The organism is Lutibacter sp. HS1-25 (assembly GCF_004121075.1).
Taxonomy (GTDB): Bacteria; Bacteroidota; Bacteroidia; order Flavobacteriales; family Flavobacteriaceae; genus Lutibacter.
On record NZ_RHLN01000013.1, the window covers coordinates 15,037 to 40,480 of the forward strand.

23 protein-coding genes are annotated in these 25,444 nt (G+C 29.5%); 13 read left to right on the forward strand and 10 right to left on the reverse strand.

All coding sequences use genetic code 11. The features are described 5' to 3' along the window. The first annotated feature begins 22 nt into the window (after positions 1-22). The 3 genes from EC396_RS06530 to EC396_RS06540 are packed head-to-tail and all read left to right on the forward strand — an operon-like array spanning position 23 to position 2,462. Positions 23-478 carry a DUF1801 domain-containing protein gene (locus EC396_RS06530; RefSeq protein WP_129365902.1) on the forward strand — a complete coding sequence of 152 codons (456 nt, stop codon included), beginning with the start codon at positions 23-25 and terminating at the stop codon, positions 476-478. Positions 479-487: 9 nt separating this feature from the next. Continuing rightward, a complete protein-coding gene (locus EC396_RS06535; protein ID WP_129365903.1) occupies positions 488-1,219 on the forward strand; it encodes a (S)-benzoin forming benzil reductase in 732 nt (243 codons plus the stop codon). Positions 1,220-1,223: 4 nt separating this feature from the next. Next, positions 1,224-2,462 (forward strand): ATP-binding cassette domain-containing protein, encoded by a 1,239-nt coding sequence (locus tag EC396_RS06540; protein WP_129365904.1) that lies wholly within the window; start codon positions 1,224-1,226, stop codon positions 2,460-2,462. A 68-nt stretch (positions 2,463-2,530) separates the two neighbouring features. Here EC396_RS06540 and lon read toward each other — a convergent pair whose 3' ends face one another. Beyond that, positions 2,531-5,017 (reverse strand): endopeptidase La, encoded by a 2,487-nt coding sequence (gene lon / locus EC396_RS06545; RefSeq protein ID WP_129365905.1) that lies wholly within the window; start codon positions 5,015-5,017, stop codon positions 2,531-2,533. 234 nt (positions 5,018-5,251) lie between these two features. Between lon and EC396_RS06550 the strand changes: the two genes are divergently transcribed. From EC396_RS06550 to EC396_RS06565, 4 genes are read left to right on the forward strand one after another with little or no spacing between them, the layout of a single operon-like run. After that, on the forward strand, positions 5,252-5,791 hold the full coding sequence (locus EC396_RS06550) for an RNA polymerase sigma factor (RefSeq protein ID WP_129365906.1): 540 nt from the start codon (positions 5,252-5,254) through the stop codon (positions 5,789-5,791). Continuing rightward, positions 5,791-6,336 carry a hypothetical protein gene (locus EC396_RS06555; RefSeq protein ID WP_129365907.1) on the forward strand — a complete coding sequence of 182 codons (546 nt, stop codon included), beginning with the start codon at positions 5,791-5,793 and terminating at the stop codon, positions 6,334-6,336. Before EC396_RS06550 ends, EC396_RS06555 begins: the two co-directional genes overlap by 1 nt. Next, on the forward strand, positions 6,320-7,396 hold the full coding sequence (locus EC396_RS06560) for a hypothetical protein (RefSeq protein ID WP_129365908.1): 1,077 nt from the start codon (positions 6,320-6,322) through the stop codon (positions 7,394-7,396). Before EC396_RS06555 ends, EC396_RS06560 begins: the two co-directional genes overlap by 17 nt. A gap of 10 nt (positions 7,397-7,406) precedes the next feature. Then, the gene (locus EC396_RS06565; protein WP_164975215.1) at positions 7,407-8,129 is read left to right on the forward strand and encodes a head GIN domain-containing protein; all 723 of its coding nucleotides are present in this window, start codon (positions 7,407-7,409) and stop codon (positions 8,127-8,129) included. Positions 8,130-8,201: 72 nt separating this feature from the next. On the opposite strand, the gene EC396_RS06570 is transcribed toward EC396_RS06565, so the two are convergent. From EC396_RS06570 to EC396_RS06585, 4 genes are all read right to left on the reverse strand, one after another. Then, on the reverse strand, positions 8,202-9,071 hold the full coding sequence (locus EC396_RS06570) for a hypothetical protein (protein WP_129365910.1): 870 nt from the start codon (positions 9,069-9,071) through the stop codon (positions 8,202-8,204). A gap of 6 nt (positions 9,072-9,077) precedes the next feature. Beyond that, positions 9,078-10,460, reverse strand: coding sequence for a phosphoglucosamine mutase (glmM, locus tag EC396_RS06575; protein WP_129365911.1), 1,383 nt, complete (start codon positions 10,458-10,460; stop codon positions 9,078-9,080). A 102-nt stretch (positions 10,461-10,562) separates the two neighbouring features. Further along, entirely contained in the window at positions 10,563-12,386 is a 1,824-nt protein-coding gene (gene rpsA, locus EC396_RS06580) for a 30S ribosomal protein S1 (protein WP_129365912.1), read from the reverse strand. A 564-nt stretch (positions 12,387-12,950) separates the two neighbouring features. Next, positions 12,951-14,378 carry an ATP-dependent RecD-like DNA helicase gene (locus EC396_RS06585; RefSeq protein WP_129365913.1) on the reverse strand — a complete coding sequence of 476 codons (1,428 nt, stop codon included), beginning with the start codon at positions 14,376-14,378 and terminating at the stop codon, positions 12,951-12,953. Positions 14,379-14,481: 103 nt separating this feature from the next. Here EC396_RS06585 and EC396_RS06590 point away from each other — a divergent pair, with 103 nt between their 5' ends. Genes EC396_RS06590 through rsmD form a run of 3 tightly spaced genes read left to right on the forward strand, consistent with a single transcriptional unit; the run spans position 14,482 to position 16,581 of the window. Beyond that, entirely contained in the window at positions 14,482-15,210 is a 729-nt protein-coding gene (locus tag EC396_RS06590; protein WP_129365914.1) for a hypothetical protein, read from the forward strand. Continuing rightward, positions 15,182-16,027 (forward strand): DUF3822 family protein, encoded by an 846-nt coding sequence (locus EC396_RS06595; RefSeq protein ID WP_129365915.1) that lies wholly within the window; start codon positions 15,182-15,184, stop codon positions 16,025-16,027. Before EC396_RS06590 ends, EC396_RS06595 begins: the two co-directional genes overlap by 29 nt. Then, entirely contained in the window at positions 16,027-16,581 is a 555-nt protein-coding gene (rsmD, locus tag EC396_RS06600) for a 16S rRNA (guanine(966)-N(2))-methyltransferase RsmD (RefSeq protein ID WP_129365916.1), read from the forward strand. Before EC396_RS06595 ends, rsmD begins: the two co-directional genes overlap by 1 nt. On the opposite strand, the gene EC396_RS06605 is transcribed toward rsmD, so the two are convergent. The 5 genes from EC396_RS06605 to EC396_RS06625 all read right to left on the reverse strand — a co-directional run bounded on the left by EC396_RS06605 (position 16,573) and on the right by EC396_RS06625 (position 21,846). Beyond that, positions 16,573-17,526, reverse strand: a complete 954-nt coding sequence (locus tag EC396_RS06605; protein WP_129365917.1) for a MoxR family ATPase — start codon at positions 17,524-17,526, stop codon at positions 16,573-16,575. The two genes, rsmD and EC396_RS06605, sit on opposite strands and share 9 nt — an antisense overlap. Before the next feature lie 3 nt (positions 17,527-17,529). Beyond that, positions 17,530-19,047 (reverse strand): peptidylprolyl isomerase, encoded by a 1,518-nt coding sequence (locus EC396_RS06610; protein ID WP_129365918.1) that lies wholly within the window; start codon positions 19,045-19,047, stop codon positions 17,530-17,532. After that, positions 19,010-19,861, reverse strand: coding sequence for a peptidyl-prolyl cis-trans isomerase (locus EC396_RS06615; protein ID WP_129365919.1), 852 nt, complete (start codon positions 19,859-19,861; stop codon positions 19,010-19,012). The genes EC396_RS06610 and EC396_RS06615 overlap by 38 nt, the downstream gene beginning before the upstream one ends. Continuing rightward, a complete protein-coding gene (locus EC396_RS06620) occupies positions 19,861-21,471 on the reverse strand; it encodes a peptidylprolyl isomerase (protein ID WP_129365920.1) in 1,611 nt (536 codons plus the stop codon). The genes EC396_RS06615 and EC396_RS06620 overlap by 1 nt, the downstream gene beginning before the upstream one ends. A 93-nt stretch (positions 21,472-21,564) precedes the next feature. Further along, on the reverse strand, positions 21,565-21,846 hold the full coding sequence (locus EC396_RS06625; protein ID WP_129365921.1) for a DUF493 family protein: 282 nt from the start codon (positions 21,844-21,846) through the stop codon (positions 21,565-21,567). A 116-nt stretch (positions 21,847-21,962) separates the two neighbouring features. On the opposite strand from EC396_RS06625, the gene EC396_RS06630 reads away from it, so the two are divergent. Genes EC396_RS06630 through fmt form a run of 3 tightly spaced genes read left to right on the forward strand, consistent with a single transcriptional unit; the run spans position 21,963 to position 25,335 of the window. Then, positions 21,963-22,499 carry an AAA family ATPase gene (locus EC396_RS06630; RefSeq protein ID WP_129365922.1) on the forward strand — a complete coding sequence of 179 codons (537 nt, stop codon included), beginning with the start codon at positions 21,963-21,965 and terminating at the stop codon, positions 22,497-22,499. After that, positions 22,496-24,391, forward strand: a complete 1,896-nt coding sequence (locus EC396_RS06635) for an ATP-dependent DNA helicase RecQ (protein ID WP_129365923.1) — start codon at positions 22,496-22,498, stop codon at positions 24,389-24,391. Before EC396_RS06630 ends, EC396_RS06635 begins: the two co-directional genes overlap by 4 nt. Then, positions 24,391-25,335 (forward strand): methionyl-tRNA formyltransferase, encoded by a 945-nt coding sequence (fmt, locus tag EC396_RS06640; RefSeq protein WP_205757921.1) that lies wholly within the window; start codon positions 24,391-24,393, stop codon positions 25,333-25,335. The genes EC396_RS06635 and fmt overlap by 1 nt, the downstream gene beginning before the upstream one ends. Positions 25,336-25,444 lie beyond the last annotated feature (109 nt).

The window sequence follows — 25,444 nt, forward strand, 5'->3', positions numbered from 1 at the left end:
ATAGTGCACAATTACTACAACTATGCAAATAAAAGCAAACACACCAACAGCCTATATTGCTCAAATTTCTGAAGATCGCATTCCTTATTTTGAAAAATTAAGAGCAACTATTTTAACAAATTTACCCAAAGGTTTTGAAGAGCAAATGAGCTATGGAATGATTGGGTATGTAGTTCCTAAAAGCAAGTATCCAAATGGCTACCATTGCAATACCAATTTACCGCTCCCTTTTGTTAACATTGCCTCTCAAAAGAATTTTATTGCACTTTATCATCTAGGAATTTACGCCGACAAAAATTTGTACAATTGGTTTGTAAATGAATACTCCAAACACTGTAAATACAAATTAGACATGGGTAAAAGTTGTATTCGTTTTAAAAAACCTGCAGAAATTCCGTTTGAACTTATAGGAGAATTAATGCAAAAGATTTCAATTGAAGATTGGATTGATTTATATGAAAATACAATTAAAAAATAAAAAGCTTTTATGGAAAAAATTTTAATAATTACAGGAGGAAATAAAGGGTTGGGACTTGGTTTGGCAAACCAATATCATAAAAATGGTTATAGAATAATTTCAATTTCTCGTAGTAAAAAAGAAAAATTATACTCAGAAGAACAGTACCATTGCGATTTAAGCCAATCAGAAACTATTGAAGCTACTTTTACTGAAATTTTTTCTCATTTGGATAAAAACAATACTAAAAACATAACCCTAATTAACAATGCCGGAGATTTAGGCAACGTTAATACTATTGAAAATATAAAACCTGAAGAAATAAATTACACAATTACAGTAAATTTAATTGCTCCTTTAATTTTATCTTCACTTTTTATCAAGTTTACCAAAGACTGGCATTGCAAAAAAAACATCTTCAATATTTCTTCGGGCGCAGCCATCAATCCATATGAAGGTTGGTCTACTTATTGCACTTCAAAATCGGGATTAGATATGATGACTAAGGTTATTTCAAAAGAACAAAAAGAAGAAAAAAATGGTGTGAAAATTGTCTCAATATACCCTGGCATTGTAGATACTGAAATGCAAACAAAAGTTAGAAGTTCGCCTAAAGAAAACTTTAAATCAGTTCAAAAATTTATAGATTTTTACGAACATGGCGAATTGACTTCTCCCAAACAGGTTGCTGAAAAAATTTACCATTTAGATGAAAGTGGTGAATTAAAAAACGGAGTGATTTTAGATGTAAGAAATTTCTAATAATATGATTAAAAACAACCATATTAGCTTTCTTTTATGTAACAATGTAGATAAAAATAAATTTATTGAGACGCTGATTTTAACAAATAAATTAGATCAACTTGATTTAAAAAACCTAAAAGGCATCCTTTTTTCTGATATTACTATCAACAAATTAATTGAAGAAGAAGACAAACACGATACCATAAATGTGCCTACTAAAAACAATAGAAAATTTCGCTCACTTTCTTCAGGAGAACAAAAAAAAGCATTTTTACAATATTGTTTAGCGCAAAATTTCGAATATATTATTTTAGACAATCCTTTCGACCATTTAGATAAAAATTATCGCATTGAACTCTCTCAAATTCTTTCTTCTATTGCTAACTCTGTTTTGTTAATTCAACTAACCAATAGAGAAGACGAAATACTGCCTTTTATTTCTAAAAGATTATTGATAAAAGACAATACTTTAACAATTGAAAAATTAGAAAACACACCTATTAAAAAGCTTCAAACAATTAATTTACCCATACCTAATACTTATCAATTGTTTGATTACAAGTTTAATAACATACTTAAATTTGACAATGTTTCTGTAAGTTATGGAGCTCAACAAATTATAAACAACATATCCTGGACTGTAAAAAAAGGTGATTTTTGGCATCTTACAGGCCCTAATGGCTCTGGTAAATCAACACTACTATCACTTATAAATGGCGATAATCCAAAAGCTTATGGACAAAATATTTATCTTTTTAATAAAAAAAAGGGAAGTGGAGAAAGTGTTTGGGAAATTAAAAAACGTATCGGATATTTTAGTACATCTATGACTGAATTATTTGCTAGAAACCACACTTTAGAACAAATGATTTTAGCTGGTTTTTTTGATTCTATAGGTTTATATCAAAAACCAACTAATTTACAACAAAAAATTGTTGAGCAATGGATTGCAATCATTGATTTGTCTGCATTCAAAAAAACACCTTTTATCAAACTTACAATCAGCCAACAAAGAATTGCACTTATTGTAAGAGCAATTGTAAAAAATCCTTTATTGCTAATTTTAGATGAACCTTTTGAAGGTTTGGATGATGAAAATTTAGCTCTGGTAACAACCATTATAAATGCTGTGATTGCCAAAACTAAAATCACGACCATTTATGTTTCACACAGAACAGATCCCAGAATTACACCAACCGCTATTTTTGAATTAACCCCCAGTAAAACCGGATCTACAGGAAAAATTACAAATATTATTTAAATCAAAAAACCGAACCATTTTAACGTGGTTCGGTTTTGTTTTATAATTTATAAACTGAATTTTTAATCTTACTTTTTAGTTGTTTTAACTTTTTTAGTAAGTGTTAACTTTTTTGCATTTGGCACTTTTTGTTTAGTCAATGCAATGTCAATTACCTCTCTCATTTCAGTCACATAATGAAAAGTTAGTCCTTTTAAATAAGAAGCTTTTATTTCTTCAATATCCTTTTGGTTGTCTTTACAAAGTATAATTTCTTTGATATTGGCACGTTTTGCTGCCAATATTTTTTCTTTAATACCTCCAACTGGTAATACTTTTCCTCTCAAAGTAATTTCTCCAGTCATAGCCAATTTAGATTTAACTTTACGCTGAGTAAATACAGACACTAAAGATGTTAACATGGTAATACCCGCACTTGGACCATCTTTAGGAGTTGCACCTTCTGGAACGTGAATATGCACTTTATATTCATCCAATAATTGTTGATCAATTCCAAAATCATCTGCATTTGCTCTAATATATTCCATAGCAATGGTAGCAGACTCTTTCATTACATTTCCTAAATTTCCAGTAATGGACAACCCTTTTCCTTTAGAAATTATAGATTCTATAAATAAAATATCACCACCAACACTTGTCCAAGCCAAGCCAGTTACAACCCCTGCAACATCATTACTTTCGTACTTATCGCGCTCTAAATGAGATGGTCCTAAAACTTTTTCGATAATCTCATTGGTAATTTTCACTTCATAAGCTTCTTCCATTGCAATAGATTTGGCTGCAAAACGCACCATTTTTGCAATTTGTTTTTCCAAGCCTCTTACACCAGATTCACGCGTATAAGCCTCAACAATTTTTTCTAATTGAGGTTTTCCCATTTCCAAATGCTCTTTGGTTAGTCCGTGTTCTTTTAATTGTTTAGGCAATAAGTGACGTCTAGCTATCTCAACCTTTTCTTCAATAGTGTATCCTGAAACGTTGATAATTTCCATTCTATCTCTTAACGCCCAAGGAATTGTTGATAAACTATTGGCTGTTGCAACAAATAATACTTTAGACAAATCGTAATCTAACTCTAAATAATTGTCGTAAAAAGTAGTGTTTTGTTCAGGATCCAATACTTCCAACATTGCAGATGAAGGATCTCCGTTATGACTAGAAGATGCCAATTTATCAATTTCATCCAATACAAAAACAGGATTAGAAGTACCTGCTTTTTTCATATCCTTTATAATTCTACCTGGCATTGCACCAATATATGTTTTTCTATGTCCGCGAATCTCAGCTTCATCTCTAACACCACCCAAAGACATACGCACATATTTTCTACCCAATGCTTCAGCAATAGATTTTCCTAAAGAAGTTTTACCAACACCTGGAGGACCGTACAAACAAATAATAGGCGATTTCATATCTCCTTTTAATTTTAAAACTGCCAAATGTTCAATAATACGTTCTTTCACTTTTTCCAATCCAAAGTGGTCACGATCTAATATTTTTTGAGCGCGTTTTAAGTCAAATTTATCTTTTGAATATTCATTCCAAGGCAACTCTAACAACAAATCTAAATAGTTACGTTGTACAGAATATTCAGCAACTTGTGGATTCATACGTTGTAAACGCCCCAATTCTTTGTCAAATGTATCTTTAACGTGTTTATCCCACTTTTTAGATTTAGCTTTTTCACGCATTTCATCTAACTCTTCATCATACGAAACACCACCCAATTCTTCCTGAATAGTTTTTAACTGCTGATGCAAATAATATTCGCGTTGTTGCTGATCCATATCAGAACGCGTTTTAGACTGAATTACATTTTTCAATTCTAAACGTTGTAACTCAACGTCCATTTTTTTCAATGTTAATAAAGCGCGATCTTTTAAATTTTCAGTTTCTAACAACTCTTGCTTCTCCTCTACTTTTAAATTCATATTAGAAGAAACAAAATTTATCAAAAACGGTTTGCTTTCAATATTACTAATGGCAAAAGAAGCTTCTGAAGGTAAATTCGGATTTTCCTTAATAATTTTAATTGCCATATCTTTTATTGAATCTATAATCGCTTCAAATTCAGGCTCTTTTTCTTCAGAACGATCTTCAACACGTTTTTTTGTAACAGCTTTAATATAAGGTTCTTCCTCTACAAAACTATCAACTTCAAAAGGTTTTTTACCTTGAATAATTACGGTTGTGTTACCATCGGGCATTTTTAACATACGTAAAATACGCGCCACAGTTCCAACTTTATAAATGTCGTTGATCGTAGGATTTTCTACGCCTTCATTTTTTTGCGCTACAACTCCAATAATTTTATTTCCTTTATTGGCTTCTTTTATTAATTGAATAGATTTATCACGCCCAGCTGTAATAGGAATTACAACCCCTGGAAACAAAACCGTATTTCGCAAAGGAAGTATTGGTAAAACATCCGGAATTTCTTCTTTATTGATTTCTTCTTCATCTTCTGGCGTCATTAAAGGTATTAAATCCGCGTCGTCGTCTAAAATATTTTGTAATGACAGATTGTCCATTTTTAAAAATTTTGTTTTACTCATAGTCTATATAGGGTCATTTTGTCATTTAAAATTACTTCAAAAATAAAATTTTAAATGCAAAAATAGTTTATTAATTTGATTACCAAGTGATTAAAATTAACCTATTAGGTAATATTACTTATAAATTTCAATAGTTATGCCAAAAAAAATAATATAACAGTCTTTTTTTAATTAATTTTAATTAAAACTGTAACAGTTTAAAATTATTCATGTCTTTTTAGTAGAAATCAATTTTTGAAACCCATAGATCAACATACAGACCAACTGATTTATAATTGCAAAAAGGGCGATAAAACAGCGCAATTTACAATTTATAAAAACTATTACAAAGCAATGTTTAACACTGCTTACAGAATTGTGAACGATCGTTTTGAAGCCGAAGATATTATGCAAGAATCATTTTTAGCCGCTTTTACAAAAATAGATTCGTTTATTGGAGATGTAACTTTTGGCTCGTGGTTAAAAAGAATAGTGATTAATAAAAGCTTAACTGCTTTGAAAAAAAACAATAAAATGGATGTGGTTTCTTTGGAAAAAGTAACTGTAAAAGAAGTTGAAGATACGTTTGAAGATTATAGCCAAATAAGTGCTTCTGAGATTTTAAATAAAATAACACAACTTAAAAGCAATTATAAAGTTGCGATAACGCTTCATTTAATTGAAGGATTTGACCACGAAGAAATAGCTCAAATTATGGATATTTCAAATGAAAATAGCAGAACAATGATTTCGAGAGCAAAACAAAAATTAAGACAACTTATTAATGATAAATAATGAAAGATCATTTAGAAAATAAATTTAAAACATTAGAAAATCAGTTTGATATTGAAGAGCCTGATTTTGGTCATTTTGATCGGTTTGAAGCAAAACTAAACAATACAAAACCAAAAACCCGCAACAACATAATCAAATTAATTATCACCATTGCAGTTGCAGCATCAGTTGTATTATTTGTTGGAATATGGATTGGAAAAAATCAAAATTCACAAAAAGGAATGCAATTGGCTAGTGTTTCATCTGAAATGAAAGAAACACAAAGCTATTTTGTTACTGTTATTGAAAAAGAATTATATACAATTGACAATGAACGAAATAAAGATACAGAAAAACTAATTTCAGATGGATTAAATCAATTAACCAAACTTGAAATAGCATACAATAAACTTACTTTAGAACTAAAAGAAAGCACTGAAGATAAACGAATTATTTTTGCAATGATTTCAAATTTTCAACAACGAATTGACGTTTTACAAAGTTTATTATTACAAATTGAAACCGTTAAAAAACTAAAAAATCAACACAATGAAAACCATATTTAAAATAGCAATTATTTTCTTTTTAATTCCGTTAGCAATTTCAGCTACTGAAAGAAAAGGGAAATTCACCAAAAAAAAGGTGATTAAAAAAGAATATACCGTAAACAAAGATGCCACTTTAAATGTGACAAACAAATTTGGAAATATTGAGATTGTTACCAATACATCTAACAAAATTGAAATTATTGTAAATATTACAACCAATGGCGATAATGAAGAAAAAGTACAACAACGTTTAAATGAAATTTCTGTTGCTTTTGAATCAGGCTCAAATACAGTTTCTGCGCAAACCATTATTAAAAAAAGTTCCAACTCGTGGAATATGTGGGGCAATAAAAGCAATGTAAATATGGAAATTAATTACATTATTAAAATGCCAGTTACAAACAATGTGAAACTTGAAAACGACTATGGAGCCATTAATTTGGATAAGATTGAAGGAACCGCAACTATTAACTGCGATTATGGTAGTTTAAATATTGGTGAATTGTTAAATAACGACAATAAAATAAACATTGATTACAACAATAAATCGAATATTGAATATATGAAAAATGGCGCTGTTAATGCAGACTACTCTACCATACACATTGAAAAAACGGGCAATATCTTATTAAATGCCGATTACTCTAATATTTCATTTGGAACAATCAATTCTTTAGATTATAACTGTGATTACGGTGATTTAAAAATTGGAACTATCAATAACATTAGTGCTAATTGTGATTATATGAATACTGCTATTGAAAAGTTGACTGGATCTGGTACTTTTAATATAGATTATGGTTCTTTAAAAATCAATGCCTTTGCACAAAATTTTAAACAACTAACTGTCGAATCTTCTTATACCCAAATTAAATTAGGTATAAATACAACAAATTCTTTTAACATTAAAGCTTCCTTAAGTTATGGAAATTTAAAATCTATTGACAATTTTACTTTTAACAAAGAAATTTCAAAAACAGCTTCAAAATATTATGAAGGCTTTTATAATTCACCCAATGCAAATAGCAAAATGGATTTAAACACAAATTATGGAAACATCACATTTACAAATAATTAAACCAAATTTTATGAAAACAATTTCACAATTAATTATTATTGCAACCTTCATTTTTAGCATTGGTTTAAATGCTCAATATAAAAGTATAAAAGCCAATGGAAATATAATTACACAAACAAGAACAGTTGCTAATTTTAGCAAAATAAGTATTTCGGGGTCTTTTGATGTGACATTGACAAAAGGAAATGAAGGTAACATTTCAATAAATGCAAGTGAAAATTTAATGGATATTATTGAAACCAAAGTTGAAAACGGAATTTTAAAAATTAAATTTAAAAATGGCATAAATGTTAAAAATCATAAAACAATTTTTATAACTGTTTTTTATGATACCGTCAACTCAATTTCATTAGGTGGATCGGGAGACATTCATTCATCTAATACTTTAAATGCTAATGATTTAGAGTTGATTTTGTCTGGTTCTGGTGGATTTAATTTAGCAGTTTCCACTACCAATTTAAATATCAATATTTCTGGTTCTGGAAATATGAATATTGCTGGAAAAACAGCTGTATTAACTTGTGCCGTTTCAGGATCTGGGAATATAAAAACAACCGATTTAACTGCTAATATTGTGCATGCTAAAATATCAGGATCAGGAAATATAAAAGTACATGCTGTAAACGAAATTAACGCAAAATCATCGGGTTCTGGTAACATTATTTATACAGGAAACCCAACAATTATCAAATCAAATTCAAGTGGATCAGGGTCAATTCAAAAAAGAGATTAACCAAATCTATTCTTAAAAAAAACGTCCAAACTAATAATTTGGACGTTTTTTTTATTTAAGCTGATTGATAAATTACTTGCTTTTTGATAAGGGAAATTTGGCTCCAAACACCCACATATTTTCAAAAAAAGTAAAATGTTGTGAGGCTGAATCTGTTTTACTTGCAGTTGTTCTAATATCTTGCATATTGATATAGCCTGCTTTAAAATTATATTGAATAAAGAAATATTTATAAAAAGTCAAATCCAAACCAACGTGTGCTGAAAATCCATATCCAGAAACATGAAATTCGTCATAACGTTCATTGCCCAATAACTTGGTGTTTGTTTTTGGATATAAAGCGCCAATACCAATACCTTCGGTTAAATTGATATCAATATGTTTAACAGGAAATCCAATCCAATTATCAACAGTATCAAACCTATTAACTTCAACAGTTACATAGTTTAAACCATCTGTATGCTCAAAAGTTAAAAAATCTTTATCTAAATAAATAGGATCATTATTATAAATACCATTATAAGTACTACCATCGTTAATATTTCCACTAATATTAACCGTTTGGTCGTTTCTCATCACATATTTCATATGGTCAACACCTAAAGCAACATTGTAATGATCGTGAAAAAAATAACCAACTCTAAAATTGGTTTGCGGAATGGTAATTTCATCCAATTTAAAAAAATAAATACCAAAAGGTTTTGGTTTATCTTCGGCTTTTACATCATATAATGTAAAATAATAATCATCACCTTTAAAGGTAATATCCGATTTAGAATAGTTACCTCTGTTCCATCCCCAAAAAATGTACATTCTGCCTTTATTGTGCTTAACATCGTTAAAATTTCTTTTAACAATAGAATCATTTTTCACAGCATCAACCTGTTGAGCATATAAAGCTCCAGTAATTAGCAATACAAATACTATTAAAAACTTTTTCATTTTAATTTATATGCAATTTTTAATTTCTTCAATAAATCTAAGTGCTAAAGCATCGGCTGTTTCTTGTGAAGTACTTTCTGTATAAATTCTGATAATTGGTTCAGTATTCGATTTTCTTAAATGAATCCATTCTGATGCAAAATTAATTTTTACACCATCAATGGTAATTACATCCTCATTTTTATAATTTGAAGCAATGGTTTCTAAAATTTTATCAACATTGATTTGTGGTGTTAACTCAATTTTATTTTTACTCATAAAATAACTTGGGTAACTATCTCTTAAAGCTTTACAAGACATTTTTGAATGTGCCAAATGAGATAAAAATAAAGCTACACCAACCAATGAATCTCTACCATAATGTGACTCAGGATAAATAATTCCGCCATTTCCTTCACCACCAATTACAGCATTTGAAGCTTTCATTAATTCCACAACATTTACTTCACCTACAGCACTTGCCTCATATTTCCCTTGATGTTTTTCAGTAACATCTCTTAAAGCTCTTGAAGACGATAAATTTGAAACGGTGTTTCCTGGCGTTTTACTCAAAACATAATCTGCACAAGCAACAAGTGTATATTCTTCACCAAACATAGAACCATCTTCACTTACCAATGCCAATCTGTCAACATCTGGATCAACTACAATTCCAAAATCTGCTTTTTCTTTAACTACCAATTCTGAAATATCAGTTAAATGCTCTTTTAAAGGCTCTGGATTGTGCGGAAAATGACCATTTGGCTCACAATATAATTTCACACATTCTACACCCAATTCTTCTAACAAAGCTGGTATTACAATACCACCACTTGAATTAACAGCATCAACAACTACTTTAAATTTTGCTTTTTTAATAGCTTCAACATCAACCAAGTTTAATTTTAAAACTTCGTCAATATGTTTTTGCATATAGTTACTTTTTTTATTGTAAGTACCTAAATTATCAACTTCAGCAAAAATATAACTATCATCTTCAGCAATTTTTAAAACTGCCTCACCCGCTTCACCATTTAAAAACTCACCTTTGTTATTCAATAATTTTAAGGCGTTCCATTGTTTTGGATTGTGACTTGCAGTGATAATAATACCTCCATCGGCAGCGTCAAGCGTTACTGCCAACTCTACAGTTGGTGTTGTTGATAAGCCAATATCTGTAACATTGATACCTAAACCTACCAAAGTATTACAAACTAAACTGCTTACCATTTTACCCGAAATTCGGGCATCGCGACCAACAATAACGGTTAAATTTTGTTTTGTTGAATTATTTTTAAGCCACATACCATAAGCTGCAGCAAATTTAACAGCATCTATTGGAGTTAAATTATTACTAACTTCTCCTCCTATTGTACCTCTTATTCCTGAAATTGATTTTATTAAAGCCATTGTTTTATTTTAGACAACAAATATAAATTTAATCGTTGTATTAGCGAAAAAAAAAGCTGTATCAAATGATACAGCTTTTTAATTATAAAAATTTAGGAGTGATTAGTTACCACCTTCCATTTTTTTCTTCAATGCAGCTAAATCGTCATTTAAGTCTCCAAGAGTAATTTTCTCAGCAGTATCAGCTTTTTTCTGAGCTACTTTGATATTTTTCTCTTCTTGAGCTTTAAATATTGAAGTGTGAGAAGCTACAATTCTTCTAAATTCTTTGTTAAATTCAAGAACTTTGAATTCTGCAGTTTCACCTTTCGCTAATTTAGAACCATCTTCTTTAGTTGTAAATCTACTTGGTACAAAAGCTTCAACATTATCTTCAAAAGTAATGATTAAACCTTTATCGCTTTTATCTTTTACAGTACCTGTATGTACAGAATCAATAGCGTAAGTATCTTCATGAACATCCCAAGGATTGTCATTAGTTTGTTTGTGACCTAAGTTTAATTTACGTCCTTCAACATCTAATTCTAATACTTGAACCTCTAATTTATCACCTACAGATGTAAAGTCAGATGGATGTTTAATTTTCTTAGTCCAAGAAAGATCAGAAATGTAAACCAATCCGTCAATTCCTTCTTCTAATTCAACAAAAACACCAAAGTTAGTATAGTTACGTACAATACCAATGTGAGAAGAACCTACAGGGTATTTTTTAGCAATATCAGTCCAAGGATCTGGATGTAATTGTTTAATACCTAAACTCATTTTTCTTTCTTCTCTATCTAAAGTTAAAACTTGAGCTTCAACTTCATCACCTACAGATACGAAATCTTGTGCAGAACGTAAATGTGTTGACCAAGACATTTCAGAAACGTGGATTAAACCTTCAACACCTTGTGCTACTTCAATAAATGCACCATAATCAGCAAGTACAACTACTTTACCTTTTACAGTATCACCAACAGCAATGTTAGCATCTAAAGCTTCCCATGGGTGAGCGTTTAATTGTTTTAAACCTAATTGGATTCTTGTTTTCTCATCATCAAAATCAAGAATTACAACGTTTAATACTTGGTCTAATTCAACCACTTCACTTGGGTGGTTAATTCTTGACCATGATAAATCTGTAATGTGGATTAATCCATCAACACCACCTAAATCAACAAATACACCATAAGAAGTAATGTTTTTAACAACACCTTCTAATACTTGTCCTTTTTCTAATTTACCAATAATTTCTTTCTTTTGAACCTCAATATCTGCTTCAATAAGCGCTTTGTGAGATACAACAACGTTTTTAAATTCTTGGTTGATTTTAACAACTTTGAATTCCATTGTTTTCTCTACGTATTGATCGTAATCTCTAATTGGTTTAACATCAATTTGAGAACCTGGTAAGAATGCTTCAATTCCAAAAACATCTACAATCATACCACCACGAGTTCTACATTTTACAAAACCGTTTACTACTTCACCTGTTTCGTGTGCATTATTTACACGATCCCAAGCTTTAATAACTCTTGCTTTTTTATGTGATAATACCAATTGACCAGTACTATCTTCTCTTTTATCTACTAAAACTTCAACAATATCACCAACTTTTAAGTTAGGATTGTAACGAAATTCGTTTAATGAAATAACTCCTTCTGATTTAGAATTGATATCAATAATTGCTTCACGGTCAGTTTTTCTTACAACTTTTCCGTCAATTACCTCACGTTCTTTAACCAAACCTAAAGTACCATCTAAGGCAGCTTCAAAAGCTTTTAAGTTTTCTTCGTCAATAGCTTCAATACCTTCTTCGTATTTGTGCCAATCAAAACTTTCTAAAAATTGTTCAGGACTTACTTTTGCAACCTCTACAGCTGCTGTTTTTTGCACTTCAGGAGCATTTACTTGCTCTTCAGTATTTTTTGTTTCTTCAGACATGTTTGCTGATGATTAAAATTTGTATCTTATTGTTATTCAGATTTTTAAACGATAACAACTCCAAGAGATTATTTATATAATTATTTATCTATATTCCTTTTTAAATCTGTACTCGTAAAAAGGAGTGCAAATTTACGTATTTATTTTTAATCTAACAAGAAGAAAATGAATGGTTTGTGTAATTTAATATCAAAATTTAAAATGACGTGTTAAAAAGTGCTCATTTTTTTAAAAAACAACTTAACACACTTAATACTAGAAGTTTGAAGTTTATAAAATTGACCTAACATTCAAGTCTAGCCAATTATTAAAAAATTAAAGCTAAATGTAAGTAATATCAACAAAAAACCTCAAATTTTAAATTGTTTTATATGGGTGTTCCCTATCGGTCGGGCTATTCGCTATATCTTTTTTACATTTCCACTGCGTTGCAATATAAAAAAGGATGCCGCTGCTATCCCTAACACAATGCAATCAAAAAAATAACATATTTTAAATCGCTGTAAACTAAAACGTATAAATTTAAGTCACTATTATTTAAAACATGAAAACTGCTACCAGAAACTACTCAATAAAACATTCATTTTTAAAACCTATCAAATATACTTTTTCTTGTGCTCTTGTAAGCGCTGTATACAACCAACGGTAATATTCAACTCCTTCTCCGTTAGGTAAATATGGTTGTTCTATAAAAACAGTTTTCCATTGCCCTCCTTGTGATTTATGACAAGTAACTGCATAAGCAAATTTAATTTGCAACGCATTAAAGTATTGATTGGCTTTTATACCTAACAACTGTTTGTACTTAGATTTTTCATGAGCAAAATCTTTCCCAACTTCATGATACAATCTATTTGATTCTTCATATGTTAAAGAAGGGGATTCTGATGCCAGTGTATCTAATAACAATACCGTTTCAAAAGGCTTTTGATTTGGATAATCAATCATTCTAATGGTAACTTCCGCAAAACGAAAACCATACAACTCCTTTATATTTTTAATTTCCAAAATTTCACAAATATCTCCGTTGGCAATAAAACCAGCATCACTCGAATCTTTAAGCCAAAAATAATTGTTTTTAACAACCATTACATAATCGCCCGTAGAGATTTCATTTTCCTGACCTCGTATTTTACTTCTTATTTGCTGATTGTATTGATTTGCTCTTTTATTAGATCTAACAATAAATGCAGTATCCTCTACACCTATATTATCATAAGCTGAATGAATAGCGTCTTCAATATCATAACCATCAACCAATCTAATCAAATCTGGAAAACCCAATTGAAATTGAAATGTATTTGACCCAATATTGGCTATTATAAATCTTAAATCGGTCGCATTAATAAGTATCCCCGATGCTTCATGCTGACGCATAACCTCACTTAATTCAATTTCAGTAACTACTTTATCGTAGTTAAGTTCTAACTTTTTAGCATCTAATGCCGGACTAATATCTAATTTTACTGGTGGTAGTTGAGCGGTATCACCAATAAAAATAATTTTACAACCAACACCCGAATATACATAAGACATTAAATCATCTAATAAAGAGTTATTCTCAAATAATTTAACTTTATCAGATCCATCAGGTATCATAGACGCCTCATCAACTATAAAAATGGTATTGTTGTGTTTATTAGGCTGTAAAGTAAAATCTACACCACCTGACTTATTTTTTTTTGGAAAATAAATCTTTTTATGAATTGTAAATGCTTGTTTATTAGCATATCCAGAAATAACCTTTGCAGCTCTTCCGGTTGGAGCCAACAAAACAGCCTTTTTACCAATATGCCATAAATTATTTACAACAGTACTAATAGTCGTTGTTTTTCCTGTACCAGCATAACCTTTAATTAAAAACAAACTGTTCTTATTTTTATCGAAAATAAAATCTGTGAGTTTTGTAAGTAATAAATCTTGAGAAATTGTAGGTTCAAAAGGAAACTTTTGGATTAAAATTTTATAAAATTCAGAGGCCGTTTTAATCATATTTTAAAAAAAAACAAATATACAAATTGATTTATGCTTAAAAGTTTTTCTCATTAAAAAAAATTTGTAGATTTGCGTACACACAAAAAATAACATATATAAAATGATAACATTATTAATTATTGTAGCAGGTATAATAGTTACGGGTTTAATAGCATACGGAGTAGTGAATTTCGTTCCAAAAAAATTACATTGGTTAATCTCAGTTGTACTTATTTGTTTAGCAGGACTTTTAATTTACAAAATCAATTTCGAAATAAGAAAACCTATCTTATTTAACAAAGAAAAAGTAGCTAAATATTCAAAAGTAATTGAGCAATTAAAAATGATTCGTGATGCTGAAGTTGCTCACAAAAAAGTAACAGGAAGTTACAATGCTAACGGTGAAGATTTAATAAAATTTATTGACACTGCTAAATACGCATTAACACAAACAAGAAACGTTCCTCAAACAATAAATGTTGGTGGTGGTATTACTAAAGAAATTGAAATTAGAGTTGTTGACACTATTGGTTATGAAGATGTTAGAGCTCAATTTGCAGGTTTAGACTACAAAAACATGATGAATATTCCTGGTACTAACGAAAAATTTAAAATTGAACTAGGAGAAATTGAAAAAGTTGCTGGTTTAAAAGCGCAAGTTTTTGAAGTAAAAGTAGACAAAGCCTTGATATTAGAAGGAATGGACACTAACCTTGTAAAGCAAGAAAAAGAAGCTATTGGAGGTGAAGAAATTAGAGGTGAATATATTAAAATAGGATCTTTAGGCGAAGTTAGTGAAGACGGTAACTGGCCACCATCATATGATAACAAAGATAAAAAAGAAAACTAATAATCAGATAGATTATAAAAATCTAGAAGAAAATCATTTATCCATCCAATTGAGTTTGGATGGATTTTCTTTTTGTATTTATAACAAAGCTGTAGAAGAATTTGGCGCTATTGCTATTTATAAATTTGAAGGTAACACCTTAAGTCCTTTTCAACATTTAGAAATGGTTGAAGAACTTTTTAAAAAGGAAGAGTTGCTAAAAATCAACTATAAATCTGTCAGCGTTTCACACTTTAACAATCTTGTAAGCCAAGTACCTTTGCCTTTTTTTGAAAAAGAAAATTTAGCAGACTATTTACAGTATAGCGTTAAAGTATTAGAAAATGATTATATAACTTACGATCAACTGTATAATTCGGAAATTGTAAATGTGTACATCCCTTTTGTAAACATTAATAATTTTTTTATAGATTGTTATGGTTCATTTGAGTTTAAACATTCTTCAACCATATTTATTGAAAAATTATTACAAGAATTTAAACATGCTACTAAAGATTGTTGCTTTATAAATGTTACTGGAAATAATTTTGAGATTGCAATTTTCACCAATAAAAAACTACAATTATTTAACTGTTTTACCTTTAAAACAAAAGAAGATTTTATCTATTACATCCTTTTTACAGCCGAACAGTTAAATTTAAACCCTGAGGAACTAAAAGTCGTTTTATTAGGAGATATCGAAGAAAAATCAGATCTGTATGCTATTTTATTTCAATACATTAGAAATATTGAGTTTTACAAGCCACAACATTTCTCTTCATTTTTAAAAGAAACCATTTCAGCGCATTCTAACTTTACGCTGCTAAATCAAATATAATGCGCATCATCTCTGGAAAACACAAAAGCAAACGTATTCAAGCTCCTAAAACGTTACCCGTTAGGCCAACAACTGATATGGCAAAGGAAGCTTTGTTTAATATTTTAAATAACTTATATTTTTTAAACGATGTCTCTGTACTAGATTTATTTTCTGGAACTGGAAATATTAGTTACGAATTTGGATCAAGAGGAACCGAAAAAATAACCGCCGTTGATGCACATTTTGGTTGTGTGAAATTTATAAACACTACAGCACAACAATTAGACCTAAATATCAATGCATACAAAAGCGATGTATTTAAATTTTTAGAAAAATGTACTGGTAAATTTGATGTTATTTTTGCAGATCCACCTTATGAATTTGAGCAGGAATTATTTGAAAAAATAATTGCATTGGTATTTGATAACAACCTACTAAACGAAGATGGGCTTTTAATTGTTGAACATTCTAAACATACAAATTTAGATAAAAACCAACACTTAAGTTATCAAAAAAAATATGGTGGAAATATGTTTAGCTTTTTTGAAAATAAATCAGCAGAATTAGAATAAAGATTCTATAATTTTCTTTTCATTAATACCTTCAGCTTCTGCTTTGTAATTTTTTACAATCCTATGCTTTAAAATAGCATACGCAACCGATTGAACATCTTCAATATCTGGTGAATATTTTCCATTTACAGCTGCATTGGCTTTGGCTGCTAAAATTAAATTTTGAGAAGCTCTTGGTCCTGCACCCCAATCTATGTAGTTATTTACAATTTCAGTAGAATGTACAGAATTTGGACGTGTTTTAGACACCAATTTCACTGCGTATTCTATTACATTATCTGCTACGGGAATTCGTCTTACAAGATGCTGAAAATTTGTAATTTCTTCCGCAGATAATAAAGTGTTAATTTGCTGTTTTAAATCGCTTGTGGTGCTTTTTACAACAGCAACTTCGTCGTCAAAACTTGGATAATCCAACTGAATTGAAAACATAAAACGATCTAATTGTGCTTCTGGTAAAGGATATGTTCCTTCCTGTTCAATTGGGTTTTGCGTTGCCAATACAAAAAAAGGTTTAGCCAAAACGTGATGATGACCCGCAACAGTTACAGTACGCTCTTGCATAGCTTCTAACAAGGCTGCTTGCGTTTTAGGTGGCGTACGGTTTATTTCATCGGCTAAAATTATATTGCTAAAAACAGGCCCTTTGATAAATTTAAAATGATTGGTTTCGTCTAAAATTTCACTTCCTAAAATATCTGAAGGCATCAAATCTGGTGTAAACTGAATTCTTTTAAAATCGAGACCTAAAGTCGATGCTATAGTGTGAACCATCAAGGTTTTAGCCAACCCAGGTACTCCAATCAGCAATGAATGACCACCACTAAAAATTGAAAGTAATATAAGATCTACTGCCTTATGCTGTCCAACAATTACTTTTCCAATTTCTTGTTTTAAAGCATCGTATTTCTCGACCAATAATTTTAAAGCAGTAACATCAGACATTTTTTATTTTTCTTTTTTCCAGTTTTTTTCAAAATCACATTCGGTATGCGGACTATTTATTTTAATATAAGTATCCATCAACTTTTCCTGTGCCCATTTATTTATAGTTTCTTCTTTCTTTTTTTGCAATGCCAATTGTTGAATTTTCTCATAATCATCAGAAAAATTAGCTGTGTGAGCATCGATTTTTCCAACAACTTTTATCATTTTAAACATTTTATCTCCACCTCTCACTTCTTCATAAAATGGTTGTGTTATTTCATCGGGTTTTAAACTACTAACACGGTTATACAATTGTGGATCCATACGTGTAAGATCAAATTTTGTATCATTTGTCTCTGGATTCATAATCAACCCTCCACTTGTTTTGTTTTCTTTATCGTCAGAGTATTGTAATACTGCTTCAGCAAAGGTAATTTCACCATTTAATATTTTATCGCGTATTGATTTCAACTCATCTTCAGCTGCTTTCATTTCGGCTGAACTAATTTTAGGCTGAATTAAAATATGACTAACAACACGTTCTTGACCTTTAATTTTATCTACCAAAATAATATGATAACCAAAACTTGATTTAAATGGATCAGAAACTTGACCTTCGTCTAAACTAAACGCAACTTCTTTAAACTCCTTTATAAACCCACTTTGACGTGTAATTGTATATTGCCCTCCAGATCCAGGTCCTTTACTAGACACCGCAGGATCGTCTGAATTTATAATTGCTTTTAACCTAAAACTAAAACCTTCTTCAACTTCTTTTTTAATTTCATTTAATTTGTCAATCACCCTTTCGGTTTCCTCATCAGTAGGCTTCATTGTTTTTACAATTTGAGCTAAAACAATTTCTGTACTAAATTCAGGTAATTCACCATCAACTTCTAAGTTTTTAAAATAAGTTCTTACTTCTTCAGGAGTAACATCAATATTTTCAGTAATTGAAGCGCTTTCTCTACGAATTAACAATTGCTCTTTTTGAATTTCATACAATTCTTTTCTTAAATCGTCTTCATCATTAAAACCATACATAGCAACAACTTTTTCCATAGAACCTAATTGTTGTTTAAAATAATCGATATTACGGTCTACTTCTTCATTTACTTCGGCTTCAGAAACTGCAACACTATCAATAACTGCCATATGAGCAATTAATTTTTGAGTCATTATTTCTTCTAATATTCCACAATTAGAAATCCCAATATCTCCGCCTTCCATTCTCAATTCTAATTCTTTTTTGAATTTATCTATATCCGAATTTAAAACAATATTATCACCAATAACAACAGCAACTCCATCTATTTTAACCTTTAACGGATTGTTATATCTAGCCTCTGAAATCACTTTTGGTGGCGCTTCAACTGTTACAGTATCTGACTTAAAATCTGGCATTGGGCTTCCAATCCCACCTTTTACATAAGTACTATCTGTTTGTGCATTTAATCCTGCAAAACATAATAAAAAGGTTAAAATTAAAGTGTTTTTAAATTTAATATATTTCAAATTGTTGATTATTTCGTGCATCATCTATTAATGTTTCTTCAATATTTCTTAATAATAATAATTTTCTTTGGTGCAAAATCATTTGCTTAATTGTTGGTGCTATATAACTTTTTGGTGCAACCTCATTTCTATTTAACACTTTTTTTACAGCCACCAAATATAAGCTTAATGAGTCTTCTTTTTGAATAAAATTGTCATTTTTTAATAACTCATCTCGACTTACGGTTTTAAACAGAGGAACCTCATTAATAAAATCGCTATATTTAATCCAAACTGTATCATTTAAATGGTGAGATGTTAAAGATAGCTCTTTGGATTTTAACTTTAATAAATCTTCTTTTTTATTAGAATTAAAAAGTTTTATCAACTCCTTTTTATCGTAAACATCTTTCCCTAACTTAATATATTTCAACTTTAGCAGTTCTTCATTTATCTTAAAATTTTGACCATTTTCTTTGTAAAATTTTTCAATATCTTCATCTGTAATTTCAGTATTTAAATACTCTGCAACAACAGCTTCTTTATAGGAATTTATATACAAATCCTGGCGATATTTTTTTACCAGTTCATCAAATTGATCTGCTTTATTTTCTAAATTTAATTGTGCTTTTGCCAATAATAACTGCTGCTTAACCCAATTATTTATATAGTTATTAGTTATTAAAATACTGTCTTGCTGTGAAGTACCACTAGAAACAATTTTTTTCAAATCAGTTTTATACAAATAGGTGTCATTTACACGTGCAACTGCATCTTTAGACTCTTCCTTTATGGTAAAATAGTCACAAGATTGCAATAAAAACAACAAAAATATGATGTATAAAAAAGAATATCTCATTATTTTAAATTTTCTTTAAAAAGACGTTTTTTCTCCCTCTCTACAAATTCAACTTGGTATTTTTGATGCAATCCTTGAACCCATACTTTTTCTAAATAATTTTGATAATCGGAAATTACAAGTCCTTTATTTGTTTCCAAATCTTTATCTAAATACTTGCTATTTTTATTTGATTCATAAAAATTTTGCAATCCAATACTGTCTTTAGATTTATCCCAAACTTGTTTCTCTAACATTGCAAACAATAACAATCCTTCTTCAAACTCTTTGTATGTTGCTGCAAACTCTTTATTTGTAAATTGTATATTTTCTTTGTAATAATTTAAAACATTTTCTTCTTGAAAAGCCTTAAAAGCTACTTCTAAAGTCTGATTATTTCCACTATTAAGATATTTGATAAATTGATTTTGATAAATATCTAAATCCTGAATTTTAAGTAGTTTTTTGTCAAATTTCTCTGGATTTTGCTTCCAATCATCTGTTTTAAATTGATTCAATGCTTCATTATAAACTTCAACATTGTATTCATTAAACAAACGATTAACTACAGATTTCCCTATCAATTTAGAACGCTCATCACTTTCTACCTGTTGTGTTAATTTTGGTTTTAAAACTTCAAAACTCTCTAAAGGATATTTATTTAATAATTTAACAATATGCCAACCATATGCTGTTTGAAATGGTTTAGAAATAGCTCCAACATTTTGTAAAGAAAATGCCACATCGGCAAAATCCTCAATCATTTGTCCGTAATTGAACTTTTTTAAACGCCCTCCATTTGGGGCACTTGAATTGTCTTCTGAAAATTTTTGAGCTAGCATTTCAAAATCAGCAGGATTTTTTAGCACAAGTTGATAAATTGAGTCTACTTTTTTAGAAATTTCTCCTGATTTATTTTTAAACATAATATGAGCCACTTCTACTTCACCCTGAGATTCTTTAATATCGTTTACTTTTACAATATGATAGCCAAATTTTGTTCTAAATGGCATAGACACCTCACCAACCGCTGTTGAATAAGCTGCATTTTCAAAAGGATAAACCATTTGTAAAACCGAGAAATAACCTAGTTTACCTCCGTTTTGAGCTGCAGATGGATCTTGAGAAAATTGTTTTGCAACGACTTCAAAATCTTGTCCATTTACAATTAAGTTTCTAGCTTCAACCAATTTATTATAAGCCGCCAAAGTGTCTGCAGGTTTTGCATCTTCAGCAACAAAAATTAAAATATGACTTGCATCAATTTGAATTTTCATGCGTTCATAAGCTTCTTTTACCAACTTATCAGTAACCTCTTTATCTGCCAAATAAGGTAAAATCAATGAATTTTTGTATTGCTTTAACTCATCTATATAACTTTTAACGGTATCTAAACCAATCTCTTTAGCATTTTTTACTTTCAACTTATAATCTACAAATAATTGTAGGTAATTTTCTATTGTATTGTCTTTTGAATCTGGAACAACATTTAAGTTTTTATTGTAAACTGCTAAAAATTCACTTGAATAATAAGGTTCATTATCTATTGTAAATAAAATTTTATTTGAATTTTGGGAGTTAGCAATTGCCCCTGCAAAAAAGGCAAAAGCTATAATCAATTTTAATTTCATAAAGTGTTTATTTTGCTTTTTAAAAGCGCTAAATTATTTTTTTAGAAAACGCTGCAATTTATTTTTTATTTTCAGCAAAGGGTGTTAAAACTATCACAAAGAAATAATTCCTTCAATTTTTTCGGCAGCACGGTATTTTTCAATAACAGCATCTGCACTATCCATAATTACCTGTATCGATACACTTGTAAACTTTCCTGTTTTAGATACATTTTTATTGATAACCGCACCTCCAAAATCAAATAAATCTTCAATTTGCTGAATAGCTACTTCGCTAGAAGGAACAATAAATTTGAATAAATATTTTGAAGGAAAAGTAGTATCTTGATTTAAATCTGTTTTTAGTTTGTCGTAAAATGCTTTTTTATCGCTCATTGGTATTTATATTTAGATGCATAGACATCAAATTAAACAATTATTTTGTTAATATCAATTAACAAAATTACAAGAATATTTTTAGTTAAATTTATCCAATACCTTATTTTTGTTAAATGCAAAGAAAAATTGTAATCACTGGAGGCCCTGGAACAGGAAAATCTACGGTAATTGAAGCTTTAATAAAACTTGATTTTACCTGTATGCCCGAAATTTCGAGAACCGTAACTTTAAATGCCCGAGACCAGGGTATTGAACAGTTATTTTTAACAAAACCATTGTTATTTAGCGAATTACTACTAGAAGGTCGTATCAATCAGTATCTTGAATCTGAGAAAAAAAACAGTGAACTCGTTTTTTTTGACCGTGGAATTCCAGATGTACACGCTTATTTAAATTATATTAGTGTTGATTTTCCAGATTCATACATTCAAAAAAGTAATTTGTACCGATATGAATTTGTGTTTTTAATGCCTCCTTGGGAAGAAATTTATATAACCGATAATGAGCGTTATGAAAATTTTGAACAGGCTTTAGCCATTCACAATCATTTAGAGCGAACTTATAAAAAATTAAATTATCCAATTATTGAAGTTCCAAAAGGCACTGTTAAAGAACGAACCGATTTTATTTTATCATTTATAAAAAAATGAAAACGCCTTTAGAAATACTTCAAAAATATTGGAAACACTCACAATTTAGAGAACCACAAGAAGCTATTATAAATAGTGTTTTAAACGGCGAAAATTGTATTGTTTTACTACCAACAAGTGGTGGTAAATCTATTTGTTATCAGGTTCCTGCTTTACTTTTAGAAGGTATTTGTATTGTTATTTCTCCTTTAATTGCTCTTATAAAAGACCAAGTTAACAGCTTACAAGAAAAAAATATCAAAGCCATTGCCTTAACTTCACAATTATCACAAGATGAAATTGTGATTGCTTTTGACAATTTGCAATTTGGCGGTATTAAATTCTTGTATTTATCGCCCGAAAAATTACAATCAAAATTTATTCAAGAAAAAATAAAACAATTAAACGTATCATTAATCGCCATTGATGAAGCCCATTGTATATCTGAATGGGGGCACGATTTTAGACCTTCGTATTTAGAATTAAAATTATTAAAAGAACTTCAGCCTAAAGCTAGTGTTATTGCTCTTACAGCAACGGCTACACAAAAAGTGTTAGATGATATTCAGCAAAATTTAGAAATTGAAAATGCTCAAATTTTTAAAAAATCATTTAAACGAAATAATTTAGCTTTTCATATTATAACTACTGAAGATATTTACGGAAAATTGCGTCAGGTTTTAAGTCGGTTTAATGAATCTACCATTGTTTATACCAACAATAGAAAACAAACAAAAGAAGTTTCTAAATTTTTAAACAGAAACGGTTTTAAAAGTAGCTTTTACCACGGTGGCTTATCAAACGATGAAAAAAACAATGCTTTTAATAGTTGGATGCAAGATGAAACACCCATTATGGTTGCTACCAATGCCTTTGGTATGGGAATAGACAAACCCAATGTTAGAGCTGTAATTCATATAAATACACCAAATAGCTTAGAAAATTTTATACAAGAAGCTGGGAGGGCTGGTAGAGACGGTAAAAATTCATATTCGGTATTATTAACCAATAAAGCAAGCTTATTTGAAACCGAAAACAAATTTGTTTCAAACATAGCAACCGTTAAATTTATAAAAACAATTTATTCACATTTAAACCAGTTTTACAGTGTTTCTATTGGAGAAACACCTGTTGAATCGGTAAATTTTTCGCTGCAAGAATTTTGTGTTAAATATCAGTTGAATTTACTACAAACCTACAATGCTCTTAAAATTTTAGAACGCGAAAGCATTATTTTACTTGACGAAAATTATACGCGAAAATCAACCATTCGATTTACTGTTGGTAACCAACAACTATTTAATTTTATTGAAAATACACCTTCTAAAGAAAGTTTAATTCAATTAATTTTAAGAAGTTATGGTGGTGTTTTTGAACATTTTACCGTTATCAATGAATATGTAATTTCAAAAAAACTAAACCTTCGAAAAAAAGAAGTTATAAACCAGTTAAAAGAATTAAATGATCTTGGAATTTTAAACTATGCTTATGCTGATACAACTTCAAAACTTACTTTTTTAGTTATTAGAGAAGATGATTATACCATAAACCGAATTTCAAAAAGCATCAATCAGCAAAATGAATTGAAATTTGAAAAATTAAAATCAGTAATTCAATTTATAGAAAACAACCAGGTTTGCAGAACAACACAGCTACTCTCCTACTTTAACGAACGTACAACCGAACCTTGCGGTAAATGTGATGTTTGCTTGGCTTCAAAAGCTAAAAAAACACCCATAAAAGATATTGTTTTTCAACTTACAGAAGCTTTAAAAAAAGAGCCAATGTCATCGCAACAACTTTCAAATATTTTAAATTTCCCAGAAAATGAAATTTTAAATACCTTAAAAATATTATTAGAGAAAAATAAAATAACAATAACTTCGCAAAATAAATTTAAACTTAATTTATAATGAGAGATTTGAGAATTGTATTTATGGGAACGCCCGATTTTGCTGTTGCTACTTTAGATGCTTTGTTAAAAGCAAAATTTAATGTAGTTGGCGTAATTACTGCACCCGATAAACCTGCAGGAAGAGGACGAAAATTAAATCAGTCTGCCGTTAAAACATACGCTTTAGAACACCAATTAAATATATTACAACCTACCAATTTAAAAAGTGAAGATTTTATTGCTGAATTAAAAGCTTTAAATGCCAATTTACAAATTGTAGTAGCTTTTAGAATGTTACCCAATGTAGTTTGGCAAATGCCCCAATTTGGAACCTTTAATTTACACGCATCACTTTTACCAGATTATAGAGGTGCTGCTCCTATAAATTGGGCTATTATAAATGGTGATACCAAAACTGGTGTCACAACTTTTTTTATTGATGAAAAAATTGATACCGGAAATATTATTTTACAAGAAGAAGTTTTAATTGGCGAAAATGAAACTTTAGGTGAATTACACGATAAATTAATGAATATTGGTAGTAAATTGGTTGTAAAAACAGTACAAGCCATTAAAGAAGGTACTGTTACAACTACAAAACAACCTGAAATTGAAGAAAAAGCTGCTCCTAAAATATTTACTGATACCTGTAAAATTAACTGGAACGATTCTTTAAACAATATTTACAATTTAATTAGAGGTTTAAACCCTTATCCTGCTGCTTGGACAACTTTGATAAATAATAATGAAGAAATTAAATTGAAGATTTTTGATGTAAAAAAGGAAGAAGCAATCCACCAAAACAAAAATGGTAAAATAATTACTTCAAAAAATGAAATTAAAGTTGCAGTTACAAATGGTTACATTATACTTGAAAGTTTACAACTTTCTGGTAAACGAAAAATGGATAGCAAAAGTTTATTAAATGGTTTTAGTTTTAACGAGCAAGCTATTTTACAATAAACCTATATTTTACTAGGCTTACAGGCTTTTTTACAAAAAAAATACAAACGTTATTAACATTTAACCTCTTTTATTAACAAAAGTAACAAGTTTTATGCTAAAAACTTGC